The organism is Dechloromonas denitrificans, from assembly GCF_020510685.1.
Classification (GTDB): Bacteria; Pseudomonadota; Gammaproteobacteria; order Burkholderiales; family Rhodocyclaceae; genus Azonexus; species Azonexus denitrificans_A.
The window spans coordinates 4,063,356-4,086,131 of record NZ_CP075185.1 but is presented as its reverse complement, the minus strand read 5'-3'; the positions used below and the strand labels follow the sequence as shown (position 1 = coordinate 4,086,131).

Here is a 22,776-nt window from a genome sequence, read left to right as displayed (position 1 = left end):
CCTCGAAAACTTTGCTGCCTGACGCCCCATGCCTGCTCCCTCGAAGATAGTCATCGCCTCCCGCGAATCCCGCCTGGCCATGTGGCAGGCTGTTCATGTGCAGGGCCGTCTGGCGAGTCTAAATCCGGGAGCCGAAGTTGTCATTCTCGGCATGACCACCAAGGGCGACCAGATTCTCGACCGGCCGCTCGCCGAAATCGGCGGCAAGGGGCTGTTCATCAAGGAACTGGAAGTGGCGATGGAGGAAGGGCGGGCCCATCTCGCCGTGCATTCGATGAAGGATGTGCCGATGGTGATGCCGGAAGGCTTCGTGCTGGCCGCCATCTCGGCCCGAGAAAATCCTTGCGATGCCTTTGTCTCGAACAAGTTCGCCGGTCTCGACGAGCTGCCGGCCGGCGCCGTCGTCGGCACCTCCAGTCTGCGTCGCGAAGCCATCCTGCGTGCAAAGTATCCGCAGCTGGTCATCAAGAGCTTGCGCGGCAACCTCGATACCCGCCTGCGCAAGCTCGATGCCGGCGAATACGATGCGATCATCCTCGCCGCCGCCGGTTTGATCCGGCTCGGCCTGGAAACCCGCATCAAATCGGTGTTGACCGCCGAACAGTCGCTGCCGGCCCCGGGCCAGGGCGCGCTCGGCATCGAACTGGTGGCCGGAGCGGCCGACATGGCGCCGGTCGTCGCGCCGTTGAACGACCCGGAAACGGCGCATTGCGTCAAGGCCGAGCGCGCCTTCTCGCGTGCCCTCGGGGGCAGTTGCCAGGTGCCGCTGGGCGGCTACGCGATCATCGAGAACGGCCAGCTCTGGCTGCGCGGCTTTGTTGCCACGGCGGACGGCAAGGAGATGGTCAGCGCCGAATTGCGCGGCCATCCGGCCGACGACGAAGCGCTTGGCCGCCAGCTCGCCGAGCAACTGCGGGCGCAAGGCGCCGATGCCATTCTGGAACAGCTCGCCCACTGCCGATGAGCGCTAGCGGCCCGCTGGCCGGCCGGACCATCGTGGTCACCCGGCCGGTCGCCCAAGCCGGAGCGCTGGCTGAGGCGATCGTTGCGGCCGGTGGCCAGCCGCTGATTTTTCCCTTGCTCGAGATCTCCCCGGCTGCCGATCCGCAACCCCTGCGCGAGGCCGTGGCGCGGCTCGCCGATTACGGGCTGGCCATTTTCATCAGCCCGAATGCTGTCGACCATGCGCTGCCGTCCATTCTGGCGCACGGTCCCTGGCCCGCCGCGCTGATTCCCGCCGCGGTCGGCCAGGGTACGGTCAAGGCGCTGCTGGCCCACGGCATTGCCGGTTGCCTGGCACCGCGCCGGCAGTTCGATTCGGAAGCCCTGCTCGCCTTGCCGGAACTGGCCGCCGAGCACATTGCCGGCCGGCGGGTCGCCATTTTTCGCGGCGATGGCGGACGTGAGTTGCTGGCCGAGACGCTGCGCGCGCGCGGCGCCGAAGTCGATTGCATCACCTGCTACCGGCGCCGCGGTCCGTCGGTCAGCCCGGGGCCATTGCTTGATGCCTGGCGGGCCGGCCGACTCGATGCGCTGACGGTATCGAGTAGCGAGGGCCTGCGTTACCTGGTTGACTGCCTGGATGCCGAAGGCCGGCGCTTTCTGCAAACCACCCCGCTGTTCGTCCCGCATGCCCGGATTGCCGAGAGCGCCCGGGCTTTGGGTTTAAACAACATTATCCTGACGGAAGCAGCCGACAGCGGCATCATGGCCGGCTTAGGTGCTTATAATTGGGCAGCATGATGCCCGACAACAATAATCTCCCCGCTGCGAACGTGACCCCAAGCTCATCATCCCCGACCAGGTCCGCCTGGCAAAATCCCTGGCTGTTCGTCGCCCTCGCAGCCCTCGCGCTGGCCGGCTGGCAATGGCTGGAAACCCGCCAGCAACTGAACAACGTGCAGCAGGAAGTGGCCCGTCGTCTGGCCGAATCCGAAGCCGGCAACAAGGAAGACCGTGGCGCCCAGAAGCAGTTGCTGGCCCAGGTCGCGGATTTGCAGGCCAAGCTCGGCGCTCTGGATGGCAAGCTGGCCGAATTCCAGGGGCAGAGCGAAACCTTGCAATCGTTCTATCAGGAGATGGCGCGCAGCCGTGAGGAAGCGACGCTGCTTGAAGTCGAGCAGGCAGTCACGCTGGCCGGACAACAACTGCAACTGGCCGGCAATGTGCCGGTCGCCGTGCTCGCGCTGCAGACGGCCGATGCCCGTCTGGCCCGCCTCGACCGGCCGCAATACATGCCGCTGCGCAAGGCGCTGGCCAAGGATCTGGCGCAACTGACCGGGCTGCCCTTCGTCGATGTGCCGGGTATCAGCCTGCGTCTCGAACAGGTCGTCGCCGGGATCGACAAGCTGCCGCTCGCCGCCTATGGCCGCCCCGTCGAGTCATCCGAAAATCCGCCGGCCGGTAACGTGTTGCCCTGGTGGCAACGCTCGGGCGGCGAAATATGGCAGGAGCTCAAGGGCCTGGTGCGGATCCAGCGTTTCGATCGCGAAGAGCCGGTCTTGCTCGCGCCGGGGCAGAGTTTCTTCCTCCGCGAAAATCTCAAGCTGCGTCTGCTGAATGCCCGTCTGGCGCTGCTGTCGCGCGATCAATGGACTTTTCGCAACGAATTGAAGGTCGCCCAGCAATGGCTGACGCGCCATTTCGTCGCCGACGACAAGGCGGTGCAGGCGGCCCAGGCCACTTTGCGCCAGATGTCGGCGACCGAAATCAACGTCGAACTGCCCAGCCTGAATCAGAGCCAGGCAGCACTGCGTAACGTGCGGACCGGCAAGGAAAAGCCGTGAGAGGCCTGTTCTGGGTCTTGGCGCTGTTTGCGCTGGCGGTGGCCGTTGCCCTCGGCGCCCGGCTGAACGACGGTTATGTACTGCTGGTCTTCCCACCGTGGCGGGCGGAAGTTACGCTCAACCTGTTCATTCTGGCGCTGCTTGGCCTGTTCTTCGTGCTTTACCTCGGCATGCGCGGCATGGCGCTGACTTTCGGTCTGCCGCAACGGGTCCGCCAGTATCGCGAGAATCGGCAGCGCGAACGGAGCAGCCTGGTATTCCAGGATGCGGTGCGCCTGCTGTTCGAGGGGCGCTTCGGCCAGGCCCTGAAGAAAGCTGCCGAAGCGCATGCCGCCGGCACGGCGCCCGGCTTGTCCGCCTTGATCGCGGCGCGCGCCGCACAGCGCATGCGCGAGTCGGAAAAGCAGCAGGGCTGGATGGCGCGGGCCAAGATCGACGATCCGCGCACCGAAGCGGCGACTTTGATGCTCGAAGCCGAGATGATGAATGAGGCGCGGCATTTCGCCGATGCGCTGGCTGCACTCGACAAACTGCAGGGCAAGCAGGGCCGCCACATCGCCGCCCTTCGCCTGGAGTTGCGGGCGCGCCAGGGGCTGGGCGACTGGGACGGGGTACTCAAACTGGCCCGGCAACTGGTCAAGCGCGATGCGCTGCCCGCCGAAGTTGTCGGAGAGGTCAGGACGCAGGCGCATCTCGGCAACATCGCCAAGCGGGCTGCCGATCTCGGGCAACTGACCAGCTATTTGCGCGCCTTGCCGGTCGACGAGCGGGGGCGGCGTGTCGTTCTCGCCGCCGCCAGAGCTTTACTGGCGCTGGGTGCCGAGGCCGAGGCTCAGCAGCTGATCGAAGCGGTCCTCGACGCCGCGACGGATGATCTCTGGCAGCCCGAACTGGTTGCCATCTATGGTCGCCTGGCGGGCGAGGGGCAGACCTTGCGCATTGCCAAGGCCGAAGCCTGGCTCAGGAAGCATCCGGACGATGCCCGCCTGCTCAAGGCGCTCGGCCGGATGTGCTTGCGCCAGCGGCTGTGGGGCAAGGCACAGAGTTACCTGGAGGCGTCGCTGGCAGTCCAGCCGACGCCGGAAGCGCATCTCGAACTGGCCCGTTTGTGCGACCAGCTGGAGCGTACCGAAGAAGCGAACAAACATTACCGGGCCAGTGCTTTACTCGAGGTGAGTTGAGCGCTGCATGCGGGGGCGGAGGGGAAAATGCTGAATATCGACATGCGCAAAATCTATAACTTTTACCCCATCGAGCCGGCGCCCGATCCCGCCGGTTTGCCGACCGGCGGCGATATCTACTACGAATGCCTGGATTGCTCGGCGGTGATCAATTCGGTGCCGCATATCAAGGCGCTCTGCGTCTGCGGCAATCTGCAAGGCAGTGGCGGCCTGCTCCAGGTGGAAAACCCGGAACGGGTCCGGGTGGTCAGAGGCAAACTCAAGTAATCAGACCCATTCGGTCGGCTTGAGGAAAACTTCGTAAAGCTCGGCTTCCGGCGTGCCGGCCGCCGGCTGCCAGTCGTAGCGCCACTTGACGATGGGCGGCAGCGACATCAGGATCGATTCGGTGCGGCCGCCCGATTGCAGGCCAAACAGCGTGCCGCGATCCCAGACCAGGTTGAACTCGACGTAACGGCCACGGCGGTAGGCCTGGAAGTCGCGTTCGCGCTCGCCGTAAGGCATGGCGCGGCGTTTGGCGAGCACCGGCAGGTAGGCTTCGCTGAAAGCATTGCCGACCGCCTGGGTCAGATCGAAGCAGCGCGCGAAGCCGCCTTCGCTCAGGTCGTCGAAGAAGATACCGCCGACGCCGCGCGGTTCGTTGCGGTGTTTCAGGAAAAAGTACTCGTCGCACCATTTCTTGTACTTCGGATAGACCTCGTCGCCGAAGGGGGCGAGGGCATCCTTGCAGGTCTGGTGGAAATGGACGACGTCTTCCCGTTGGCCGTAGTAAGGCGTCATGTCCATGCCGCCACCGAACCACCAGACATCCTCTTCGCCTACCTTGCTGGCAACGAAGCAGCGGACGTTCATGTGCGCCGTCGGGCAGTACGGGTTGCGCGGGTGGAGGACCAGCGAGACGCCCATCGCCTCCCAGGCGCGCCCGGCCAGTTGCGGGCGGACGGCGGTGGCCGAGGCGGGCAGCGAGGCGCCGGTGACGTGCGAAAAGTTGACGCCGCCGCGCTCGAAAAAGTCGCCTTCCTCGATCAGCCGCGAAATGCCGCCGCCGCCTTCCGGGCGCTGCCAGCTGTCGGTGCGGAAGGCTTGACCGTCGAAGGCTTCGAGGTCGGCGACGATGCGGTTTTGCAGGCCGGTGAAAAATTCCTTGAGGCGGGTGGTGTCCATAAAATCTCCGGGGTAAAAAAACGGGCGGTCATGGCCGCCCGTGTTGTTCGAATGATGCAGAGTTCAGCGGCTGAGCGCGCGGTGCCCGATATCCTGGCGGAACTGCATGCCGTCGAAGTGAATCTGGGCCGCACATTCATAAGCCAGTTTCTGCGCCAGCTTGATGTTTTCGCCGAGCGCCGTGACGCACAACACGCGCCCGCCGCTGGTCACCACCTTGTCATCCTGCCTGGCGGTGCCGGCGTGGAAGACGTGGGCGCCTTCGCCGAAGCTGTTGCCGGTCGGCAGGCCGGCGATCGGATCGCCCTTGCGCGGGGTGTCCGGGTAGTTGGCGGCGGCCAGCACGACGCCGAGGGCGACGCGACGATCCCATTCGGCTTCGATCTGGTCGAGTGTGCCGTCGATGCCGTGTTCCAGCAGGTCGACGAAATCGGACTTGAGGCGCATCAGGATCGGCTGGGTTTCCGGGTCGCCCATCCGGCAGTTGAATTCCAGCGTCTTGACCGAGCCGTCCTTGCCGATCATCAGGCCGGCATAGAGGAAGCCGGTGAACGGGATGCCGTCGGCTGCCATGCCGCGCACGGTCGGCAGGATGATTTCGCGCATCGCCTTGGCGTGCACTTCCGGGGTGACCACCGGGGCGGGCGAATAGGCGCCCATGCCGCCGGTGTTGGGGCCGGTGTCGCCGTCGCCGATACGCTTGTGGTCCTGGCTGGAGGCGAGGGCCAACACGTTCTTGCCATCGACCATGACGATGAAGCTGGCTTCCTCGCCATCGAGGAACTCCTCGATGACGACGCGGGCGCCGGCTTCGCCCAGCTTGTTGCCGGACAGCATGTCGTCGATCGCGGCGTGCGCTTCGGCCAGATCCATCGCCACGACGACGCCCTTGCCGGCAGCCAGGCCGTCGGCCTTGATGACGATCGGGGCGCCTTGCTGGTCGATGTAGGCGTGGGCTGCGGCAGCCTCGGTGAAGGTGCCGAAAGCGGCCGTCGGGATGTTGTGGCGAGCCATGAAGCGCTTGGCGAAATCCTTCGAGGACTCCAGCTGCGCGGCTTCCTTGGTCGGGCCGAAAATCTTCAGGCCACGCGCCCGGAAGACATTGACCACGCCGGCGGCCAGTGGCGCTTCCGGGCCGACCAGGGTGAGATGAATCTTGTTCTGCTCGGCGAAATCAGCCAGCGCCTGCGGATCGGTGATGTCGATGTTTTCCAGCTCGTGCTCGCGCGCCGTGCCGGCATTGCCGGGGGCGACATAAACCTTCTGCAGACCGGGCGTCTGGGCCAGGCGCCAGGCCATGGCGTGCTCGCGGCCGCCGGAACCGATTACCAGTAGTTTCATTTGCTAGTTCCTAGTCGTTAGTTATTAGTCGGGAGCGATTAGTGAGCGCGTGTTGCTAGCAACTAACGACTCGCGACTGTTTTTAGTGACGGAAGTGACGGTTGCCGGTAAAGACCATGGCCAGACCATGCTCGTCGGCGGCGGCGATGACTTCTTCGTCGCGCATCGAACCGCCCGGCTGGATCACCGCCTTGGCGCCGGCTGCGGCCAGCACGTCGACGCCGTCGCGGAACGGGAAGAAGGCATCGGACGCGACGACCGAACCCGTGAGTTCGAGGCCGGCGTGCTGGGCCTTGATGCTGGCGATCTTGGTCGAATCGACGCGGCTCATCTGGCCTGCGCCGACACCGAGCGTCATGCCGTTGCCGCAGAAGACGATGGCGTTGGACTTGACGAATTTGGCGACGCGCTCGGCGAACAGCAGGTCTTCGATCTGCTGGGCGGTCGGCTGCACCTTGGTGACCATCTTCAGGCCGGAAGCCTGGGCGGTGAAGTTGTCCGGCGTCTGGACCAGCAGGCCGCCGCCGACGCGCTTGTATTCGAGCGCATTCAATTCGCGGGAGAGTGGCACGACCAGGACGCGCAAGTTGGTCTTGCCGGCCAGCGCGGCCTTGGCTTCGGCGGTGAAGGACGGAGCGATCAGGACTTCGACGAAGTGCTTGCGTTCGTTCATGGCGTTCACGACATCCATGCCGACTTCGCCGTTGAAGGCGATGATGCCGCCGAAGGCCGAGGTTGAATCGGTCTTGAAGGCCTTTTCGTAGGCGGCGAGCAGCGTGCCATCAATGGCCACACCGCACGGGTTGGCATGCTTGACGATGACGCAGGCCGGGACGTCGAAGGTCTTGACGCATTCCCAGGCGGCATCGGAGTCGCCGATGTTGTTGTAGGACAGTTCCTTGCCCTGCAGCTGGCTGTAGGCGGCGATGCTGCCGGCGACCGGGTTGGTGTCGCGGTAGAAAGCGGCGGACTGGTGCGAGTTTTCGCCGTAACGCAGGGTTTCGACACGGTCGAAAGCCAGTTGCAGCTTGGCCGGGAAGATCGAGGGGGCGGGGGCAGCCGCCTCCGGCTTGGCTTCGGCGCCGTCATCAAGACCGGTCAGCCAGTTGGCGATCATGCTGTCGTAGCGGGCGGTATGGGTGAAGGCCTTCTTGGCCAGGCCGAAACGGGTGGCCAGTTGCAGCGCGCCGCCATTGGCTTGCATCTCGGCGAGCAACGGGGCGTAGTCTTCCGGGTCGGTGACGATGGCGACGCCGGCGTAGTTTTTGGCCGAGGAGCGGACCATGGCCGGGCCGCCGATGTCGATGTTCTCGATCGCGTCTTCCAGCGTCACACCGGCCTTGGCGATGGTCGCGGCGAACGGGTAGAGATTGACGCAGACCAGGTCGATGGTCGGAATGCCGTGCGCTTCGATGGTCGCCAGGTGTTCCGGCAGATCGCGGCGGGCCAGGATGCCGCCGTGCACCTTCGGGTGCAACGTCTTGACGCGGCCGTCGAGCATTTCCGGGAAGCCGGTGTAGTCGCCGATCTCGGTGACGGTCAGGCCGGCATCGCGCAGCATCTTGGCGGTGCCGCCGGTGGACAGAAGCTTGACGCCCTGGGCGGCAAGGCCCTGGGCAAATTCGAGGACGCCGGTTTTATCGGAAACGGAAATCAGTGCTTGCTTGATGGACATGTTAGTCGGTAGTAGTTAGTTGTTAGTCGGTAGCTGCAAATTGCGGGGTGCCAGGTTTTAGTCGTTAGCTAATAACTAAGGACTAATGACTAGCAACTACAGCAACTGGTGTTCGGTGAGTTTCTTGCGCAGGGTGTTGCGGTTGATGCCGAGCATGTCCGAGGCCAGCGTCTGGTTGCCGCCCGCCTTGGCGAGGACGACTTCGAGCATTGGCTTTTCGACGCTTTTCAGCACCATGTCATAGATCGCGCAGGGTTTTTCGCCATCGAGATCGCGAAAATACTGCTCGAGTGCCCCCAGCACGCAAGCGGATATGTCTTGTTGTTGGCTCATGCTGCCAACGCCTCCTCTGAAATATATTTAAGATGTTCGTGCGCTTCTGCCTGTTGGAGGAAGAAGTCATTTACCGCCTGCATCTGTTGATCGATGCTGGGAAGTACATTCATTTCCTTGCGGAAGGCCGCTGAGCCGACCAGCCCCTTGGTGTACCAGGAGATGTGCTTGCGGGCGACCTTGAAGCCGGTTTCCGGGCCGTAGAAGTCGTACAGGTCGACCAGGTGCGCCTTGAGGATTTCGTGAATCTCGCTGACCTTGGCTGGCGGCAGGTGTTCGCCGGTGCTCAGGTAATGCTCGATTTCACGGAACAGCCAGGGGCGGCCCTGGGCGGCACGGCCGATCATGATGCCATCGGCGCCGGTGACGTCGAGCACGTGCTTGGCTTTTTCCGGGCTGGTGATGTCGCCGTTGGCGATGACCGGGATCTTGATTAGGGTCTTGACCATGGCGATGGTGTCGTACTCGGCTTCGCCGGTGTATTGCTGGCAGCGCGTCCGGCCATGGATGGCGACGGCGCGCACGCCGGCACTTTCGGCTATGCGGGCGATGGTCGGCGCGTTGCGGTTGGCCAGGTTCCAGCCGGTACGGAATTTCAGCGTCACCGGGGTGTTCGGGATGGCGGCCACCACGGCGTCGAGGATCTGGCCGACCAGCAGCTCGTCCTGCATCAGCGCCGAACCGGCCATCACGTTGCAGATTTTCTTGGCCGGGCAACCCATGTTGATGTCGATGATCTGCGCCCCGTTATCCACGTTGTGGCGGGCCGCCTCGGCCATCATCTTCGGATCGGCCCCGGCGATTTGCACTGAAATCGGTGCCACTTCCCCTTCGTGATTGGCCCGGCGCAAGGTCTTGGCGCTGCCATAGAGCAGCGAGTTCGAAGTGACCATTTCGGAGACGGCCAGACCGGCCCCCATTTTTTTGCACAACTGCCGGAAAGGACGATCCGTCACGCCGGCCATGGGGGCGACGAACAGATTGTTGCGAAGCTGAAATCCGACAAAGTCCATGGGCGATCAGGTGGCAGGCACATCAAGGGAGGTCGCGCATTTTACCCGAGTCGGCGCCTAAAAAATAGTCAAATCGTCAAGGCGAGGGTTAACAGCAGGGCGAAAATAAGCTGCAATCCGGCTGTCATGGCCAGGATGGTGTTGAACACCGGTCCGGGCGCGGTCTGGCGGAAACGGCGAATCAATTTGAGGGCCAGTGGCAGCGACAGCAGCGGCAATCCGGCCGACCAGCCGAGACTCGGCGCGAGCAGCGGCAGCAGGGCATACGGGGCGAGCATTTCAGCGGTGTAAATCCGTTTGGTCGCCGCCCGGCCAAGCTGCACGGCCAGCGTGTTCTTGCCGCTGCGGGCATCGCCATCGCGGTCGCGGTAATTGTTGACGGTGATCACCGCCGCCGCATGCATCCCGACCAAGCTGGCGGCGAGCAGCGCGATGGGCGTCAGGCTCAGGGTTTGCAGGTAGTAGCTGCCACCGACGGCAACCAGACCGAAAAAAATCCACACGAAGACTTCGCCGAACGGCCCGTAGGCAATCGGTTTCGGCCCGCCGGTATAAGCCCAGCCGGCAGCCAGCGAAGCAAGCCCGATGACGACGATGGGCAGGCCGCCATGCCAGACGAGGTAAATGCCGCAGAGAAAGGCCAGGGCGAACGACAGCCAGGCGCCGCTCTTGACCTTGCCCGGGGTCAGCCAGCCTTCCGCCGTGGCCCGCTTGGGGCCAAGGCGATCCGGCGTGTCGGTGCCGCGCAGGAAATCGCCGACATCGTTGAACAGGTTGGTGCCGATCTGGATGAAGGCGGCGCCCAGCGCGGCGGCCAGCAACGGCAGCCAGAGCACCTGGCTGGTATCGTGCCAGGCCACGGCGGTGCCGACGAGTACCGGTGACAGCGAGACCGAAAGGGTTTTCGGGCGGCAGGCGAGGAACCAGGCGTGCAGCCGCCCGGGGGTCATGGCCAAGCCCGGGCGCCCCAGATCATCCGTTTGGCGACGAAATGGCGGGCCGGCGGACAGAGGTCGAGGGCCAGCAGGCCGAGGCCGCGGGCCAGCTTGAGCGGGCCGCAGTCGTTCGAAAAGGCGCGGACGATCCGGTCGGTGAACAGAGCGCTGCCCCGGCGATCAAGGCGCCGGCTGGCGGCGTAGGCGGCCAGGCTGGCCTGGTCGAGGCCGTTGTTGAGCAATGTTTCGGCGAGCTGCCAGGCGTCGCGGATGCCGAGATTGAAACCCTGGCCGGAAACCGGGTGCAGGGTTTGCGCGGTATTGCCGATCCACACTTCGTGGCCCTCGACCAGCGTGTCGCGCAAGCGCAGGGCGAGCGGGAAGCGGCTGCGCGGGCCGGGTTGGGCGAAGCGCAGGCGCTGGCCGAACTGTTTTTGCAGGGCGGCGGTGAAGGCGCTGTCGTCCATCGCCATCACGGCATCGGCCTTGGCCGGCGGCAGCGTGAACACCACCGAGTATTCGTTGCCGAGCGGCAGCAGGGCGAGCGGGCCGTCCGGCGTGAAGCGTTCCCAGGCGCAATGGTTGTGGCCGGGTTGTGGCGTGATTTCGGCAATCACCGCATGCTGGTCGTAGTCGCTGACCGTGACGGCCGGGTCGTCGCCGGGCGTGCCTTCGGCGTGCACCAGCAGCTTGGTCCGGATCGTGCGCAGGGTTCCGGCCTGGCGCAAGCTGACGGTGACGTGCCCTTCGCCCGGGGCGATGGTGAGCACTTCGACCCCATCGAGCCGGGCGGCGGGCGCCAGTTGCCCGGCCAGCGCCGCGGCGAGGTCGCGGTAGCGGACGACATAGCCGAGCGCCGGCAGGGCGTAATCGGTGCAATTGATCAGCGTCCGCCCGAAGCCGTCCTTTTGCGAAACGTGGATTGTTTCGATCGGCGTTGCGGCCCGTGCCGGCCAGGCGTTGATCTGTTCCAGCAACTGGCGGGCGCCATGCGCCAGGGCGAGGGCGCGCGGGTCGTCCTGGGCCGAGTTCGGCGAGTTGCGATCAAGGAGGAGTGACGGCTGGCCGCCGGCCGCCAGTGCCAGGTGCAGCGTCATGCCGACCGGGCCGGCGCCAATGATCAGGATGTCGATGTCGGTGACGACCGGTTCAGTCATGGCGCATCACTTCCTCGATTTCGGCGATGCTCTTCGGCGCCGTGGTGAAAACGCTACAACCGCTTTCCGTGACGCGGACGTCGTCCTCGATGCGGATGCCGATACCGGCCAGGGCCGGCGGAATGTCGTCGGCGGGACGGATGTACAGGCCGGGTTCGACGGTCAGGGTCATGCCGGGCTGCAAGGTGGTCCAGGCGTCGCCAACCTTGTACTCGCCGGCATCGTGCACGTCGAGGCCGAGCCAGTGGCCGGTCCGGTGCATGTAGAAGCGCTTGTAGTCGCCTTTTTCGATCAGGTTGTCGAGATCGCCGCTTAGTAGTTTGAGATCGACCAGGCCCCGGGTTAGCACGCGTACGGCGGCATCGTGGCCTTCCATGAAGTGGCGGCCGGGAGCGGTGGCGGCGATGGCGGCGGCCTGTGCGGCGAGGACGATTTCGTACACGTCCTTCTGCGCCGCATTGAAGCGGCCATTGACCGGGAAAGTCCGGGTGATGTCGGCGGCGTAGCCGGCGACTTCGCAGCCGGCATCGATCAGGACCAGGGTGTTGTCGTTGAGCACCTTGTCGTTCGAGACGTAGTGCAACACGCAGGCATTGGCGCCGCCGGCGACGATCGGCGTGTAGGCGTGGGCGTCGGCGCCGCGCTTGCGGAATTCGTAGCTCAGTTCGGCTTCCAGTTCGTATTCCGCCATGCCGGGGCGGCAGGCGTGCATGGCGCGGGCGTGGCCGGCGCTGGCGATGTCGGCCGAGCGTTGCTGGATGTCGGCCTCGGCGGCATCCTTGACCAGCCGCATCGCGTCGAGTTCGGCGCGCAGGTCGTGAATGGCGCGCGGCGCCCGCTTGCCGGCCCGGGTCTGGGCGCGCACCTCGTTGAGCGCCTTGGCGATCCGGGTATCCCAGGCGGCGTCGTGACCGATGGCATGCCACAGGGTGTCACGGTCGACGAGGAATTCAGTCAGTTTCTTGTCGAGCTGCTCGATCGGGTAGGCGGCGTCGAAGCCGAAGGCGGTCTTGGCGGCTTTCGGGCCGTAGCGGTAGCCGTCCCAGGTCTCGCGCTCTTCGTGCTTTTCGCGGCAGAACAGGATGGATTTCGGCTTCTTGCCGCCGATCAGCACGACCACCGCTTCCGGTTCCGGGAAACCGGTCAGGTACCAGAAATAGCTGTCGAAACGATAGAGATGGTGCGCGTCGCGGTTGCGGATGACTTCCGGTGCCGTCGGCACGATGGCGACACCGTCGCCGATGATCTTCAGCAGGCGTTGGCGACGGGCGATGAAATGGGCGTGACTCATGCGTTCTTCAATTCCTTATCCAGTTCCGCCAGGCGTTGCGGCGTCCCTACGTCGACCCAGCGGCCGGCGTGGCGTTCCCCGCTGAGTGTCCCGGCGGCGATGGCGGCGTCGAGCAGTGGGCGTAGTTTCATTACGCTGCCGCGTGGCACGTCGGCAAAGAAAGCCGGCGAAAAAACGGCGATGCCGGCGTAGGTCAGCGTTTGCTCACCCTGGGCAAAAACGACGCGCTCGCCATCTAGGGCGAAGTCGCCGCCGCTGTGATGCGCCGGGTTGGCGACCATTACCAGGTGGGCCGGGCGGTCGGTCAGTTGGCTCGCCCTGGTGAAGTCCCAGTCGCAATAGATGTCGCCGTTGACGACGAGAAAGGGCGCGTCGCCCAGCAGTGGCAACGCATTGGCGATGCCGCCGGCGGTTTCTAGCGCGCCCGGCGGTTCCGGCGAGTAGCGAATGCTCAGGCCCCACGCCGAACCGTCGCCCAGCGCCGCCTCGATCAGCTCGCCGAGGTGCGCGTGGTTGATGACGATCTCCCGGAATCCCGCCGCCGCCAGTCGTTCCAGGTGCCAGACGATCAACGGCTTGCCGCCCGCCTGGAGCAGCGGCTTCGGCGTATGGTTGGTCAGCGGCCGCATTCGTTTGCCGCGCCCGGCGGCCAGGATGAAAGCTTTCATATGGTAGTCGTTAGTTATTAGTTATTAGTCGGTAGTTATTGGTTTTTGCTAGTGGCTAACGACTAGCGACTAACAACTCGCTTCACCGTCTGATCCCCTCCTGCAGGGTGTTGCCTTCCAGCGCATCGAGCAGATTGAGCAAGGGTTTCAGGGCGACATAACGGCCGGCCGTCTTGCGCGCATAGTTCATGAAGCGCGGCAGGTCTTCGCTGTATTTGTCCTTGCCATCGCGGTACTTCAGGCGGCAGAAGATGCCGAGTACCTTGAGGTGGCGCTGCAGGCCCATCAGTTCGTAATCGCGCCAGAAATCGCCGAAATCGGCACGGACCGGCAGGCCGGCGGCGCGGGCCTTTTCCCAGTAGCGGACGACCCAGTCGATTTCCTGTTCTTCTTCCCAGGAAATGAAAGCGTCGCGGAAGAGGGAAACGACGTCGTAACTGATCGGACCATAGACGGCGTCCTGGAAGTCGATGATGCCCGGTGTCAGGCGGGCGGCGCTTTCGACAACCATCAGGTTGCGCGGCATGAAATCGCGGTGCACGAAGACCTTGGGCTGAGCCAGCGCCGAGTTGATGAGGAATTTGAAGGTCCGGTCGAGCATCGATTTCTCGTCGTCGCTCAACGGGTAGCCGCGATGACGGCTGATGAACCACTCGGGAAAAAGGTCGAGTTCGCGGCGCAGCAGGGTGGCATCGTAGGGCGGCAGCGTGCTCGCCTTGGAGGCAAGTTGCCACTTGACCAGCACGTCGAGTACCGGGCGGATCAGCAGGTCGGCCAGGCTGAGGTCGGCATTCAGGGCGTCGAGATAGCCGATGCGGCCGAGGTCGGTGAGGACCAGAAAACCGTTGTCGAGATCCTTGTCGAGGACGCGCGGGGCGGCCAGGTCAGCCTTGGCGAGCAGGCCGGCGACGTGGATGAAGGGCAGGCAGTCCTCTTTGTCGGGCGGCGCGTCCATCAGGATGCGCGTGCTGCCGTCCGGCCAGGTCAGCCGGAAATAGCGGCGAAAGCTGGCGTCGGCCGAGGCCGGAGTGATCTGGACGGACTGTCCGGGAAAGCGACTGGCAACCCAGTCTGTAACAAGTTGATCGCGCGACATGTGCCTGGGGTGGGTTCGTTGTAAAATGGCCCGATTTTAACACTCGGGCATCGGCCATTCCGGTCTGGCCCTTTGCTGATTGCCCAGATGACCGGTTTTGCCCGCCGTCCGCTTGCCTTTTTCGTTTGTTGCCTGTTCGCCGGAATGCAGGCGAGTCACGCAGTCGACGCGGCGCATCTGCCGGTAATCCAAGGTGTGGCCGGTGATTTGCCCCCGGCCGGCGAAGCGATCACGGTAATGCAGCTGGCGGCTAACGATACTCCGGTGCGTTTGCGCACCGAGCGCAAGTTCAATGTGCTCGGCAAGTCCAGGCCGTCACGGTCGTCCGGGGTCGGCGTCGAGAATCCCGTCGAGTTGAAAAAAGACGATAGTTACCCGATGTTTCTGGTTGCCGATCACATCGAGGGGCGCACCAACGAAGTGACCGAGGCGGATGGCGATGTCGAATTGCGCAAGGCCGGCTCGCTGCTTTTTGCCGACAAGCTCGTCTACTGGCCGATCGAAGATGAAGTTGATGCGACCGGCAGTGTCCGTTTGCTGCAGGAAGGGACCGAGGTAACGACGCCGCATCTGCGGATGAAGCTGGCCGAGCAGATCGGCTTTGCCGAGAACGCCGATTATTACATCGTCAAGGAAGTGGCCAGCAAGCTCTATCGGCAGCAACAGACGGTCGTTACCGTGGCCAGCAGCAATGCCGGATCGACCGGTGCACCGATGATGCTGAACGTACCCAACAGCTATGGCTTGCCGACGGTTGCGCCGGCCCGTCGCCTGTCGTCAGCGAGCGGTCATGCCGAACGGACCGATTTCGAGGGCGAGAACCAGATCAACCTGACCAACGCGACCTACTCGACCTGCAAGCCGGGCCAGACGGACTGGTATCTGCAGGCCTCGGACATGCACCTCGACTACGACCGGAATGTCGGAGATGGTAGCAATGTCTCGTTGTGGTTCAAGGATGTTCCGATCTTCTATTCGCCGCTGGCTTCCTTCGCCCTGAACAATCAGCGCCGTTCCGGCGTGCTGCACCCGTTTTTCTCGACATCGACCCTGAATGGCCTCGATGTTACCGTGCCCTACTACTGGAACATTGCGCCGAATTACGATGCGACCTTCTATCCGCGCTACATGAGCAAGCGCGGCTTCCAGCTCGGGGTCGAAGGGCAGTACCTCGATTCGAATTACCGCGGCGTAACGCGTCTGGAGTACATGCCCAACGACGAGATCGAGAATCGCCGTCGTTACGCCTACAACATTCAGCACCAGCACTACCTCGGACGCGGCTTTTCAGCGGCGGTAAACTGGCAGGAGGTGTCCGACGATCGCTACTGGGAAGATATGTCTTCCCGCATGTTGCAGACTTCGCAGACCCAACTGCCGCAGCAGCTCTCGCTGACTTATGCGCCGTCGCCATGGTTGCAAACGACGACCCAGATGTTGCGCTATCAGACCTTGCAGCCGGATCCACTCAACCCGGTTGTCCGGCCTTATTTCCTTGAACCGCAAATCAACATCGTCGGCTTCCGGCCGAATGTACTGAAGACCGATCTCAGCATGATTGCCCAGTTCTCGCGCTTCACCCACCCGGACAAGGTTGTTGGCGACCGCTTCGTCCTTTATCCGCAAGTGTCGCTGCCAATCGTCCATCCGGCCTTCCAGATCACACCCAAGGTTGGCGTGCATATGACCCGCTATGCGCTTGATCAGCAGCTTGCCGGTGAGCCGACCAGCGTCAGCCGCACGTTGCCTGTTTTCACGCTCGACTCGACGGCGATTTTCGAGCGCGAGAGCAAATGGCTCGATACCGACTACATCCAGACGTTGGAGCCGCGCCTCTATTACGTCAACATTCCGTACAAGGACCAGAGCAAGATTCCGGTCTTCGATGCCGGTCTGTCCGACTTCAATTTCGCCCAGATTTTTGCCGAGAACCGTTACAGCGGTTATGACCGGATCAACGATGCCAATCAGCTGACGGCGGCGTTGACCACCCGTCTGCTCGATGCCAGTACCGGTGTCGAGCGCTTCAAGGCGATGATCGGCCAGCGCTACTATTTCAAGCCGCAACGGGTCACTATTCCCGGTGAAACCCGCCGCGCCGAAGATTTCTCCAACCTGGTTGCCGCGGTCAACGGCCTGGTCTTGCCGAAAACCTATGCCGATGCGGCCTGGGAATACAACTATCGCGACGGGGCCAGCGAGCGGCTGTCGGTCGGTGCGCGTTACCAACCGGATTTCGGCAAGGTATTGAGTGCCAGCTACCGCTATACACGCGACCCGCTGACCAGCAAAGGCCTGGTCGACCAGATCGATATCGCCGGCCAGTGGCCGCTTGCTGCCAACTGGTATGCTGTCGGACGTTACAACTGGTCGCTCAAGGACAGTCAATTGCTCGAAGCCATTGGTGGTGTCGAATACAATACCGGCTGCTGGGCGGTGCGTGTTGTTGCCCAGCGTCTCGAGGCCGTTTCCGGTACACCGAGTACCAATGTATTCTTCCAGCTCGAGCTGAGCGATTTTGGCAGTATCGGCTCCAATCCTCTCGGCCTTCTCCGGCGCAGCATTCCAGGCTACGGTAAAACCAACGAGTTGCCCGTCAGTAGCAGCCTGCTCACCCCACAATGATCACCATGCCCAAACTTATCAGTCGTCTGCTTGCCTTGATCTTCAGTCTCAGTGTCTTTCTCGGCACTCCCGTGCAGGCCGCACCGGACGAGCCGGTCGAGGCCGACCGCATTGTCGCGGTCGTCGGCAATGAGGTCATTACCTACTACGAGTTGCGCAGCCGCCTGGAATCGGCGCTGAAGCAGCTGCAGAAACAGGGTACGCCGCTACCGCCGCAGGATGTGCTGGAGCGCCAGATGCTCGAGCGCCTGATCATGGACCGTGTGCAGTTGCAATATGCCCGCGAGAGCGGTCTGCGCATCGATGACGCCCAGCTTGATCAGGCGATCAACCGGATTGCCGCCAATAACAAGCTGTCGCTGCCGCAGTTCCGTCAGGCGCTGGAAAAAGACGGCATCGAGTACGCCAAATTCCGCGAGGAGATCCGCAATGAACTGACCACGGTTCGCCTGCGTGAGCGCGAAGTCGATAGCAAACTGGTTATTTCCGACGGAGAAATCGACAACTATCTGGCAAGCCAGGTGGCTACCGGCGGCAACGAGGAGTACGAGCTGGCGCACATCCTGTTGCGTGCCCCCGAGTCGGCCAGTCCGGAACAACTGCAGAAACTTCGCCTGCGCGGCGAACAGGCATTGGCGCGGGCGCGGGCCGGCGAGAATTTTGCCGTCCTGACGGCGGCCTTTTCCGATGCCCCCGATGCATTGCAAGGCGGCGCCCTCGGCTGGCGGCCACTGGATCGTTTGCCGGCGCTTTATTCGGAGGTGGCGGCCCGCTTGCCGGTCGGTGAAGTCAGCGAGCTGCTGCGCTCCTCGGCTGGTTTTCATATTGTCAAATTGATCGCCAAGCGCGGTGGCAGCGCGCCGGCGTCGGTCCAGCAAACCAAGGCTCGCCACATCCTGGTGCGCATCAATGAAGTGGTTTCGGAAAGCGAAGCCCGCCGCAAGCTGGAAAATGTGCGCGAGCGCATCGTCAACGGTATCGATTTTGCCGAACAGGCCCGCCTCTACTCGCAAGACGGTTCCGCCGCCAAGGGCGGCGATCTCGGCTGGCTGAGCCCGGGTGATACGGTACCCGAGTTCGAGAGGGCGATGGACGCGCTGAAACCGGGCGACCTCAGCCCTGTCGTCCAGTCGCCTTTCGGCATGCATCTGATCCAGGTTCAGGAGCGTCGCGAGCGTGATGTCTCGGTCGAGCGCCAGCGTGGCGTCGCCCGCCAGGCCTTGCGCGACCGCAAACTTGATGAGGCCTATCAGGACTGGCTACGCCAGATGCGCGACCGCAGTTACGTCGAAAACCGCCTCGAAGAAAACTGATGCGGCCGATCATTGCCGTGACCAGCGGCGAACCGGCCGGCATCGGCCCGGAGCTGTGCCTGCGGTTGGCCGGCTACGCGGGCGATGCGCAACCGGTCATCCTGGGCGATCGCTCGCTGTTGGCTGAACGGGCGGCAAGCCTCGGGCTCGACGTCAGCCTGCGCGATTATTGCCCGAGCAATCCGGCAGACCGGAACGTGCTCGATGTCCTGCATGTTCCGCTCGCCGCGCCGGCGAAGGCCGGCGTGCTGAACGCCGCCAACGGCGCTTATGTTCTCGCTCTGCTCGATCGCGCCTTGGCCGGCTGTCAGTCCGGCGAATTCGCCGCGATGGTCACCGCGCCGGTGCACAAGGGGGTGATCAACGAAGCCGGCGTGCCGTTCACCGGCCACACCGAATATCTCGCGGAAAAGACTGCGACGCCGCTCGTCGTCATGATGCTGGCCGGCAGCACCGAACGCGGTCCGCTACGCGTCGCGCTGGTCACCACGCATCTGCCGCTGAAGGATGTGCCGGCGGCGATTACCGCCGACGTCCTGGAGCAAACGCTGCGCATCCTGCAGGCGGATCTGCAGCAGAAATACGCGCTGGCCCAACCGCGCATCCTGGTTGCCGGGCTCAATCCTCATGCCGGCGAAGGCGGTTATCTGGGCCGCGAGGAAATCGAGATCATCACCCCGGTGCTCGAGAAACTGCGTGCCGCCGGCATGCAACTGATCGGTCCGCTACCGGCCGACACGATGTTCACGCCGCCGATGCTGGCCCAGGGCGATGCCGTCCTCGCCATGTATCACGACCAGGGACTGACCGCTCTCAAATACGCCACTTTCGGCCACGGCATCAATGTCACGCTGGGATTGCCGATCATCCGCACGTCGGTCGACCACGGCACCGCGCTGGAACTCGCCGGCACCGGCCGCGCCGATCCGGGCAGCCTGTTCGAAGCGGTCGCCGAGGCGGCCCGCATGGCCACTGTAAAGGTACACACCCCATGAAAGGCCACGTCGCTCGCAAACGCTTCGGCCAGAATTTCCTTGTCGACCACGGCATCATCAATGCCATCGTTTCGGCCATCGATCCGCAGCGTGGCGATACCGTCGTCGAAATCGGCCCCGGCCTGGGGGCGATCACCGAGCCGCTGATGGCCCGCCTCGATCATCTGCATGTCGTCGAAATCGACCGCGACCTGATCGCCCGGCTGAAGACTCTGCACCCACCCGCTCGCATGACGATCCACGAAGGCGACGCGCTGGCTTTCGACTTCGCCACTATCGGCAAGGATCTGCGGCTGGTCGGCAATCTGCCCTACAACATCTCGACGCCGCTGCTCTTCCATCTTGCTGAGTACGTCGGCATCGTCCATGACATGCATTTCATGCTGCAGAAGGAAGTTGTCGAGCGGCTGGTGGCGGTGCCTGGCGAAACCGACTTCAGCCGGATTTCGGTGATGTTGCAATACCGCTTTCACCTCGAGTGGCTGATCGACGTGCCGCCGGAATGCTTCGATCCGCCGCCCAAGGTTCAATCGGCCGTGGTCCGCCTGATCCCCAAGGATGTTTCAGAACTCACCGCGAAAAGCCAGGCCAAGCTGTCGCAGGTTGTCCAGACGGCCTTCTCGCAGCGCCGCAAGATGCTGCGCAACACGCTGAAAGGCATGCTCAGCGATGCCGGATTTGCCGAGCTCGGCATCGATCCGACCCGTCGGGCTGAAGATATTCCGGTCGAAGGCTATGTCCGCATTGCCAACTATCTGAGTTAACCTCAAGGGATACCATCGCCCGCGTTTCGCAGGTGACAAAAAACCCCGCCGCGGCGGGGTTTTTATTTGCTGTGGCCGAATTACTTCTTCATCGGGCAGGTCTTGATGCCGAACAGCGAGTAGGCCGGGCACCAGCCCATCAAGCCGGTGGCGAGCGGGACGATGCCGATGTAGCCCCAGACCGGCAGCATGCCGGCTGCCGTGGCGCCGATCAGGCCGAGGCCAACGACGATGCGCAAAATTTTGTCGATGCCGCCAACATTGGTTTTCATGATGTGTTCTCCGTCGATTAGTGGGTACGGGCCGGACTTTAACGATGGTTGATGACCAGGTATGTAACCTCAGTCACACAAGCGCCATCTTCTGCAGGCCGGCACGGTCAACGATGCTCAGTTGCTCCCGGCCGAGTGTGACCAGGCCTTGGGCGGAGAACCCCTTGAGCAGGCGGCTGACGATTTCACGGACGCTGCCCAGTTCGTCGGCCAGTTGCTGGTGCGTGACATTCAGAACGGCTTCGTTGCGGGCCAGCAGCAGCTTGGCCAGGCGCTGATCGAGGCGGGCGAAGGCGACTTCCTCGACCAGTTGCATCAGTTCTCCGATGCGCTCGGCGAACAGGTGAAAGACGAAGTCGCGGAACGGGGCGTGCTCGAGCATCAGCGCCGCGAAGGCCGTTACCGGGAGGGCAAGCAGGGTGAGCGGTGTTTCGGCGATGCCGCGCGCGTTGTACTCGGTATGGCCGAGCAGGCAGCTCGAACTGATGATGCACGAGCCACCGGGGCCGACGCGGTAGAGCATCAATTCGCGGCCGCTGGCGGCCAGTTTGACGACCTTGATGCTGCCTTCGAGTAGCAGCGGAAAGCCCTGGCACGGCTGGTGCTCGGCGAAAACTGCGGCGCCGGCCGGCAGATGCATGACGGCGCCGGGTTGAAGCAGCGCGGCCAGACGCTCGGCCGGCAAACCGGACAGGGCCGGGTAGAGGTTCAGCAGCCGTTGCGGTTCGACCGCGGCAGTCGGCGCCATGTCAGTTGACGATCGCCCAGGCCGGTGCGTGATCGGACGGGCGTTCGCGTTTGCGCGGGGCACGATCGATGCCGGCCGCCGTGCATTGCTCGGCGAGCGGTTTCGACAGCAGGATGTGATCGATGCGCAAGCCGAGGTTCTTCTGGAAACCCAGCATCCGGTAGTCCCACCAGGAGAAGGTCTTTTCCGGTTGCTCGAACAGCCGGAAGCTGTCTTCCAGCCCGAGGCCGCACAGGCGCTGGAAAGCGGCGCGCTCGGGGGGGGAGACCAGGATGCAGTCGGCCCAGCGTTTCGGGTCATGGACGTCGCGGTCGTCCGGCGCGATGTTGTAGTCGCCGCACAGCGCCAGTCGCGGGTGGCTGGCCAGCTCGTCGCCCAGCCAGTCGGCCAGGGCATCCAGCCAGCGCAGCTTGTAGTCGTACTTGTCGCAGCCGACTTCCTGGCCGTTCGGCATGTAGGCGCAGACGATGCGCGTGTCGCCGACGGTGCCGGTAATCAGGCGTTTCTGTTCGTCGGGAAAGCGTGGGTTGCCGCACAGCACATCGTTGATCGGCTGACGGGCGAGGAGGGCGACGCCGTTATAGGTCTTCTGGCCGGAAAAGGCGACCTGGTAGCCGGCCGCCTCGATTTCGGCGCGCGGAAAGTTCTGGTCTTCCAGCTTCAGTTCCTGCAGGCACAGCGCATCCGGCTGCTGCTCGGCGAGCCAGTCGAGCAGATGTGGCAGGCGAACTTTCAGCGAATTGACGTTCCAGGTGGCGATTTTCATATCTTCGGAATGAGAGAGTCGGCAGACGATTCTGCCAAGACGAATGGCCGGTGCCATTCGCCTTGATAACGGGTAACGGGCAGCGTGCCGCGGTCGTCGATGCGGTCGATTAACCGCCCAGTGGCGGTTACGGCGCCGCCGCCGGCTTCGCTGCCGGGGTCAGGCCACCCGAGGGCTTGCTACCGTAGGCGGCGGTTTTCGGATAACCGGCCAGATCCAGCAGGTTGTCGTAGGCGCCGGCTTCGAAGCCGCGGACGCGCTGATTACCGACCTTCACCGAGGGGACGAAGACGTCGCCGACGAGCTGTTTCAACTCGTTGGCATCGGCCGCCGACTGCAGCATCTTTTCACTGAACGGCACGCCCCGGCCATTGAGCAGATCGCGCGCCTGCTTGCATTCGCTGGCACAGTCGGCCGAGGTGTAGAGCGTCACCGGGAAGGCTTCCATCGCCTTCTTGACGGCGAATGGCAGGTTGTCGCCGGTTTCGGCGGCGTCGCCGGTCTTGGCGACGCTCTTGACCTTGCCGGGCGGCGGGGTGTCGGAAATGACGGTTCGACCGGCCGGGTCGACCCAGCGATAGGTCTGGGCCGAAGCGCAGACGCTGGTTAGGACCAGACACAGTACGAGCAGGCGACGCATGGTTTTCCCCCTG

Annotated in this window: 23 protein-coding genes; 9 read left to right on the top strand and 14 right to left on the bottom strand. The window is 63.7% G+C overall.

What is annotated here, in order from left to right; all coding sequences use genetic code 11:
* Positions 1 to 28 precede the first annotated feature (28 nt).
* From hemC to KI611_RS19445, 5 genes are read left to right on the top strand one after another with little or no spacing between them, the layout of a single operon-like run.
* A complete protein-coding gene (gene hemC / locus KI611_RS19465) occupies positions 29 to 964 on the top strand; it encodes a hydroxymethylbilane synthase (RefSeq protein ID WP_226417301.1) in 936 nt (311 codons plus the stop codon).
* Positions 961 to 1,743 (top strand): uroporphyrinogen-III synthase, encoded by a 783-nt coding sequence (locus KI611_RS19460; RefSeq protein WP_226417300.1) that lies wholly within the window; start codon positions 961 to 963, stop codon positions 1,741 to 1,743. The genes hemC and KI611_RS19460 overlap by 4 nt, the downstream gene beginning before the upstream one ends.
* Positions 1,744 to 1,775: 32 nt before the next feature.
* Positions 1,776 to 2,786, top strand: a complete 1,011-nt coding sequence (locus KI611_RS19455) for a uroporphyrinogen-III C-methyltransferase (RefSeq protein WP_226417299.1) — start codon at positions 1,776 to 1,778, stop codon at positions 2,784 to 2,786.
* Positions 2,783 to 3,967, top strand: coding sequence for a heme biosynthesis protein HemY (locus KI611_RS19450; RefSeq protein WP_226417298.1), 1,185 nt, complete (start codon positions 2,783 to 2,785; stop codon positions 3,965 to 3,967). Before KI611_RS19455 ends, KI611_RS19450 begins: the two co-directional genes overlap by 4 nt.
* Positions 3,968 to 3,994: 27 nt before the next feature.
* Positions 3,995 to 4,234 (top strand): hypothetical protein, encoded by a 240-nt coding sequence (locus KI611_RS19445; RefSeq protein ID WP_226417297.1) that lies wholly within the window; start codon positions 3,995 to 3,997, stop codon positions 4,232 to 4,234.
* On the opposite strand, the gene hemF is transcribed toward KI611_RS19445, so the two are convergent.
* From hemF to KI611_RS19395, 10 genes are all read right to left on the bottom strand, one after another.
* The gene (gene hemF / locus KI611_RS19440) at positions 4,235 to 5,131 is read right to left on the bottom strand and encodes an oxygen-dependent coproporphyrinogen oxidase (protein ID WP_226417296.1); all 897 of its coding nucleotides are present in this window, start codon (positions 5,129 to 5,131) and stop codon (positions 4,235 to 4,237) included.
* 63 nt (positions 5,132 to 5,194) lie between these two features.
* Positions 5,195 to 6,472 carry a phosphoribosylamine--glycine ligase gene (gene purD, locus KI611_RS19435; RefSeq protein ID WP_226417295.1) on the bottom strand — a complete coding sequence of 426 codons (1,278 nt, stop codon included), beginning with the start codon at positions 6,470 to 6,472 and terminating at the stop codon, positions 5,195 to 5,197.
* Between the two features lie 82 nt (positions 6,473 to 6,554).
* Positions 6,555 to 8,147 (bottom strand): bifunctional phosphoribosylaminoimidazolecarboxamide formyltransferase/IMP cyclohydrolase, encoded by a 1,593-nt coding sequence (purH, locus tag KI611_RS19430; RefSeq protein WP_226417294.1) that lies wholly within the window; start codon positions 8,145 to 8,147, stop codon positions 6,555 to 6,557.
* Positions 8,148 to 8,243: 96 nt separating this feature from the next.
* Positions 8,244 to 8,480: a Fis family transcriptional regulator gene (locus KI611_RS19425; RefSeq protein WP_226417293.1), complete on the bottom strand. Its 237-nt coding sequence runs from the start codon at positions 8,478 to 8,480 to the stop codon at positions 8,244 to 8,246.
* Positions 8,477 to 9,493, bottom strand: coding sequence for a tRNA dihydrouridine synthase DusB (gene dusB, locus KI611_RS19420; RefSeq protein WP_226417292.1), 1,017 nt, complete (start codon positions 9,491 to 9,493; stop codon positions 8,477 to 8,479). Before dusB ends, KI611_RS19425 begins: the two co-directional genes overlap by 4 nt.
* Before the next feature lie 68 nt (positions 9,494 to 9,561).
* A complete protein-coding gene (locus tag KI611_RS19415) occupies positions 9,562 to 10,443 on the bottom strand; it encodes a 1,4-dihydroxy-2-naphthoate polyprenyltransferase (RefSeq protein WP_226419950.1) in 882 nt (293 codons plus the stop codon).
* Complete coding sequence (locus KI611_RS19410) at positions 10,440 to 11,585, bottom strand: FAD-dependent monooxygenase (protein WP_226417291.1); 1,146 nt, start codon at positions 11,583 to 11,585, stop codon at positions 10,440 to 10,442. The genes KI611_RS19415 and KI611_RS19410 overlap by 4 nt, the downstream gene beginning before the upstream one ends.
* Positions 11,578 to 12,876, bottom strand: coding sequence for an aminopeptidase P N-terminal domain-containing protein (locus KI611_RS19405; RefSeq protein WP_226417290.1), 1,299 nt, complete (start codon positions 12,874 to 12,876; stop codon positions 11,578 to 11,580). The genes KI611_RS19410 and KI611_RS19405 overlap by 8 nt, the downstream gene beginning before the upstream one ends.
* Complete coding sequence (gene murU / locus KI611_RS19400; RefSeq protein ID WP_226417289.1) at positions 12,873 to 13,544, bottom strand: N-acetylmuramate alpha-1-phosphate uridylyltransferase MurU; 672 nt, start codon at positions 13,542 to 13,544, stop codon at positions 12,873 to 12,875. Before murU ends, KI611_RS19405 begins: the two co-directional genes overlap by 4 nt.
* An 82-nt stretch (positions 13,545 to 13,626) precedes the next feature.
* A complete protein-coding gene (locus KI611_RS19395; protein WP_226417288.1) occupies positions 13,627 to 14,640 on the bottom strand; it encodes an aminoglycoside phosphotransferase family protein in 1,014 nt (337 codons plus the stop codon).
* A gap of 87 nt (positions 14,641 to 14,727) precedes the next feature.
* On the opposite strand from KI611_RS19395, the gene KI611_RS19390 reads away from it, so the two are divergent.
* The 4 genes from KI611_RS19390 to rsmA are packed head-to-tail and all read left to right on the top strand — an operon-like array spanning position 14,728 to position 20,337.
* Positions 14,728 to 17,265 carry an LPS-assembly protein LptD gene (locus KI611_RS19390; RefSeq protein WP_226417287.1) on the top strand — a complete coding sequence of 846 codons (2,538 nt, stop codon included), beginning with the start codon at positions 14,728 to 14,730 and terminating at the stop codon, positions 17,263 to 17,265.
* 5 nt (positions 17,266 to 17,270) lie between these two features.
* Positions 17,271 to 18,578, top strand: coding sequence for a peptidylprolyl isomerase (locus tag KI611_RS19385; protein WP_226417286.1), 1,308 nt, complete (start codon positions 17,271 to 17,273; stop codon positions 18,576 to 18,578).
* Entirely contained in the window at positions 18,578 to 19,573 is a 996-nt protein-coding gene (pdxA, locus tag KI611_RS19380) for a 4-hydroxythreonine-4-phosphate dehydrogenase PdxA (protein ID WP_226417285.1), read from the top strand. Before KI611_RS19385 ends, pdxA begins: the two co-directional genes overlap by 1 nt.
* The gene (rsmA, locus tag KI611_RS19375) at positions 19,570 to 20,337 is read left to right on the top strand and encodes a 16S rRNA (adenine(1518)-N(6)/adenine(1519)-N(6))-dimethyltransferase RsmA (protein ID WP_226417284.1); all 768 of its coding nucleotides are present in this window, start codon (positions 19,570 to 19,572) and stop codon (positions 20,335 to 20,337) included. The genes pdxA and rsmA overlap by 4 nt, the downstream gene beginning before the upstream one ends.
* A gap of 80 nt (positions 20,338 to 20,417) precedes the next feature.
* Here rsmA and KI611_RS19370 read toward each other — a convergent pair whose 3' ends face one another.
* The 4 genes from KI611_RS19370 to KI611_RS19355 all read right to left on the bottom strand — a co-directional run bounded on the left by KI611_RS19370 (position 20,418) and on the right by KI611_RS19355 (position 22,763).
* Positions 20,418 to 20,609 carry a DUF2892 domain-containing protein gene (locus KI611_RS19370; RefSeq protein ID WP_226417283.1) on the bottom strand — a complete coding sequence of 64 codons (192 nt, stop codon included), beginning with the start codon at positions 20,607 to 20,609 and terminating at the stop codon, positions 20,418 to 20,420.
* Between the two features lie 73 nt (positions 20,610 to 20,682).
* Positions 20,683 to 21,357: a Crp/Fnr family transcriptional regulator gene (locus tag KI611_RS19365; RefSeq protein ID WP_226417282.1), complete on the bottom strand. Its 675-nt coding sequence runs from the start codon at positions 21,355 to 21,357 to the stop codon at positions 20,683 to 20,685.
* A 1-nt stretch (position 21,358) separates the two neighbouring features.
* Positions 21,359 to 22,123 (bottom strand): exodeoxyribonuclease III, encoded by a 765-nt coding sequence (gene xth, locus KI611_RS19360; RefSeq protein ID WP_226417281.1) that lies wholly within the window; start codon positions 22,121 to 22,123, stop codon positions 21,359 to 21,361.
* A 127-nt stretch (positions 22,124 to 22,250) separates the two neighbouring features.
* Positions 22,251 to 22,763, bottom strand: coding sequence for a glutaredoxin family protein (locus KI611_RS19355; protein WP_226417280.1), 513 nt, complete (start codon positions 22,761 to 22,763; stop codon positions 22,251 to 22,253).
* Between the last annotated feature and the right edge of the window lie 13 nt (positions 22,764 to 22,776).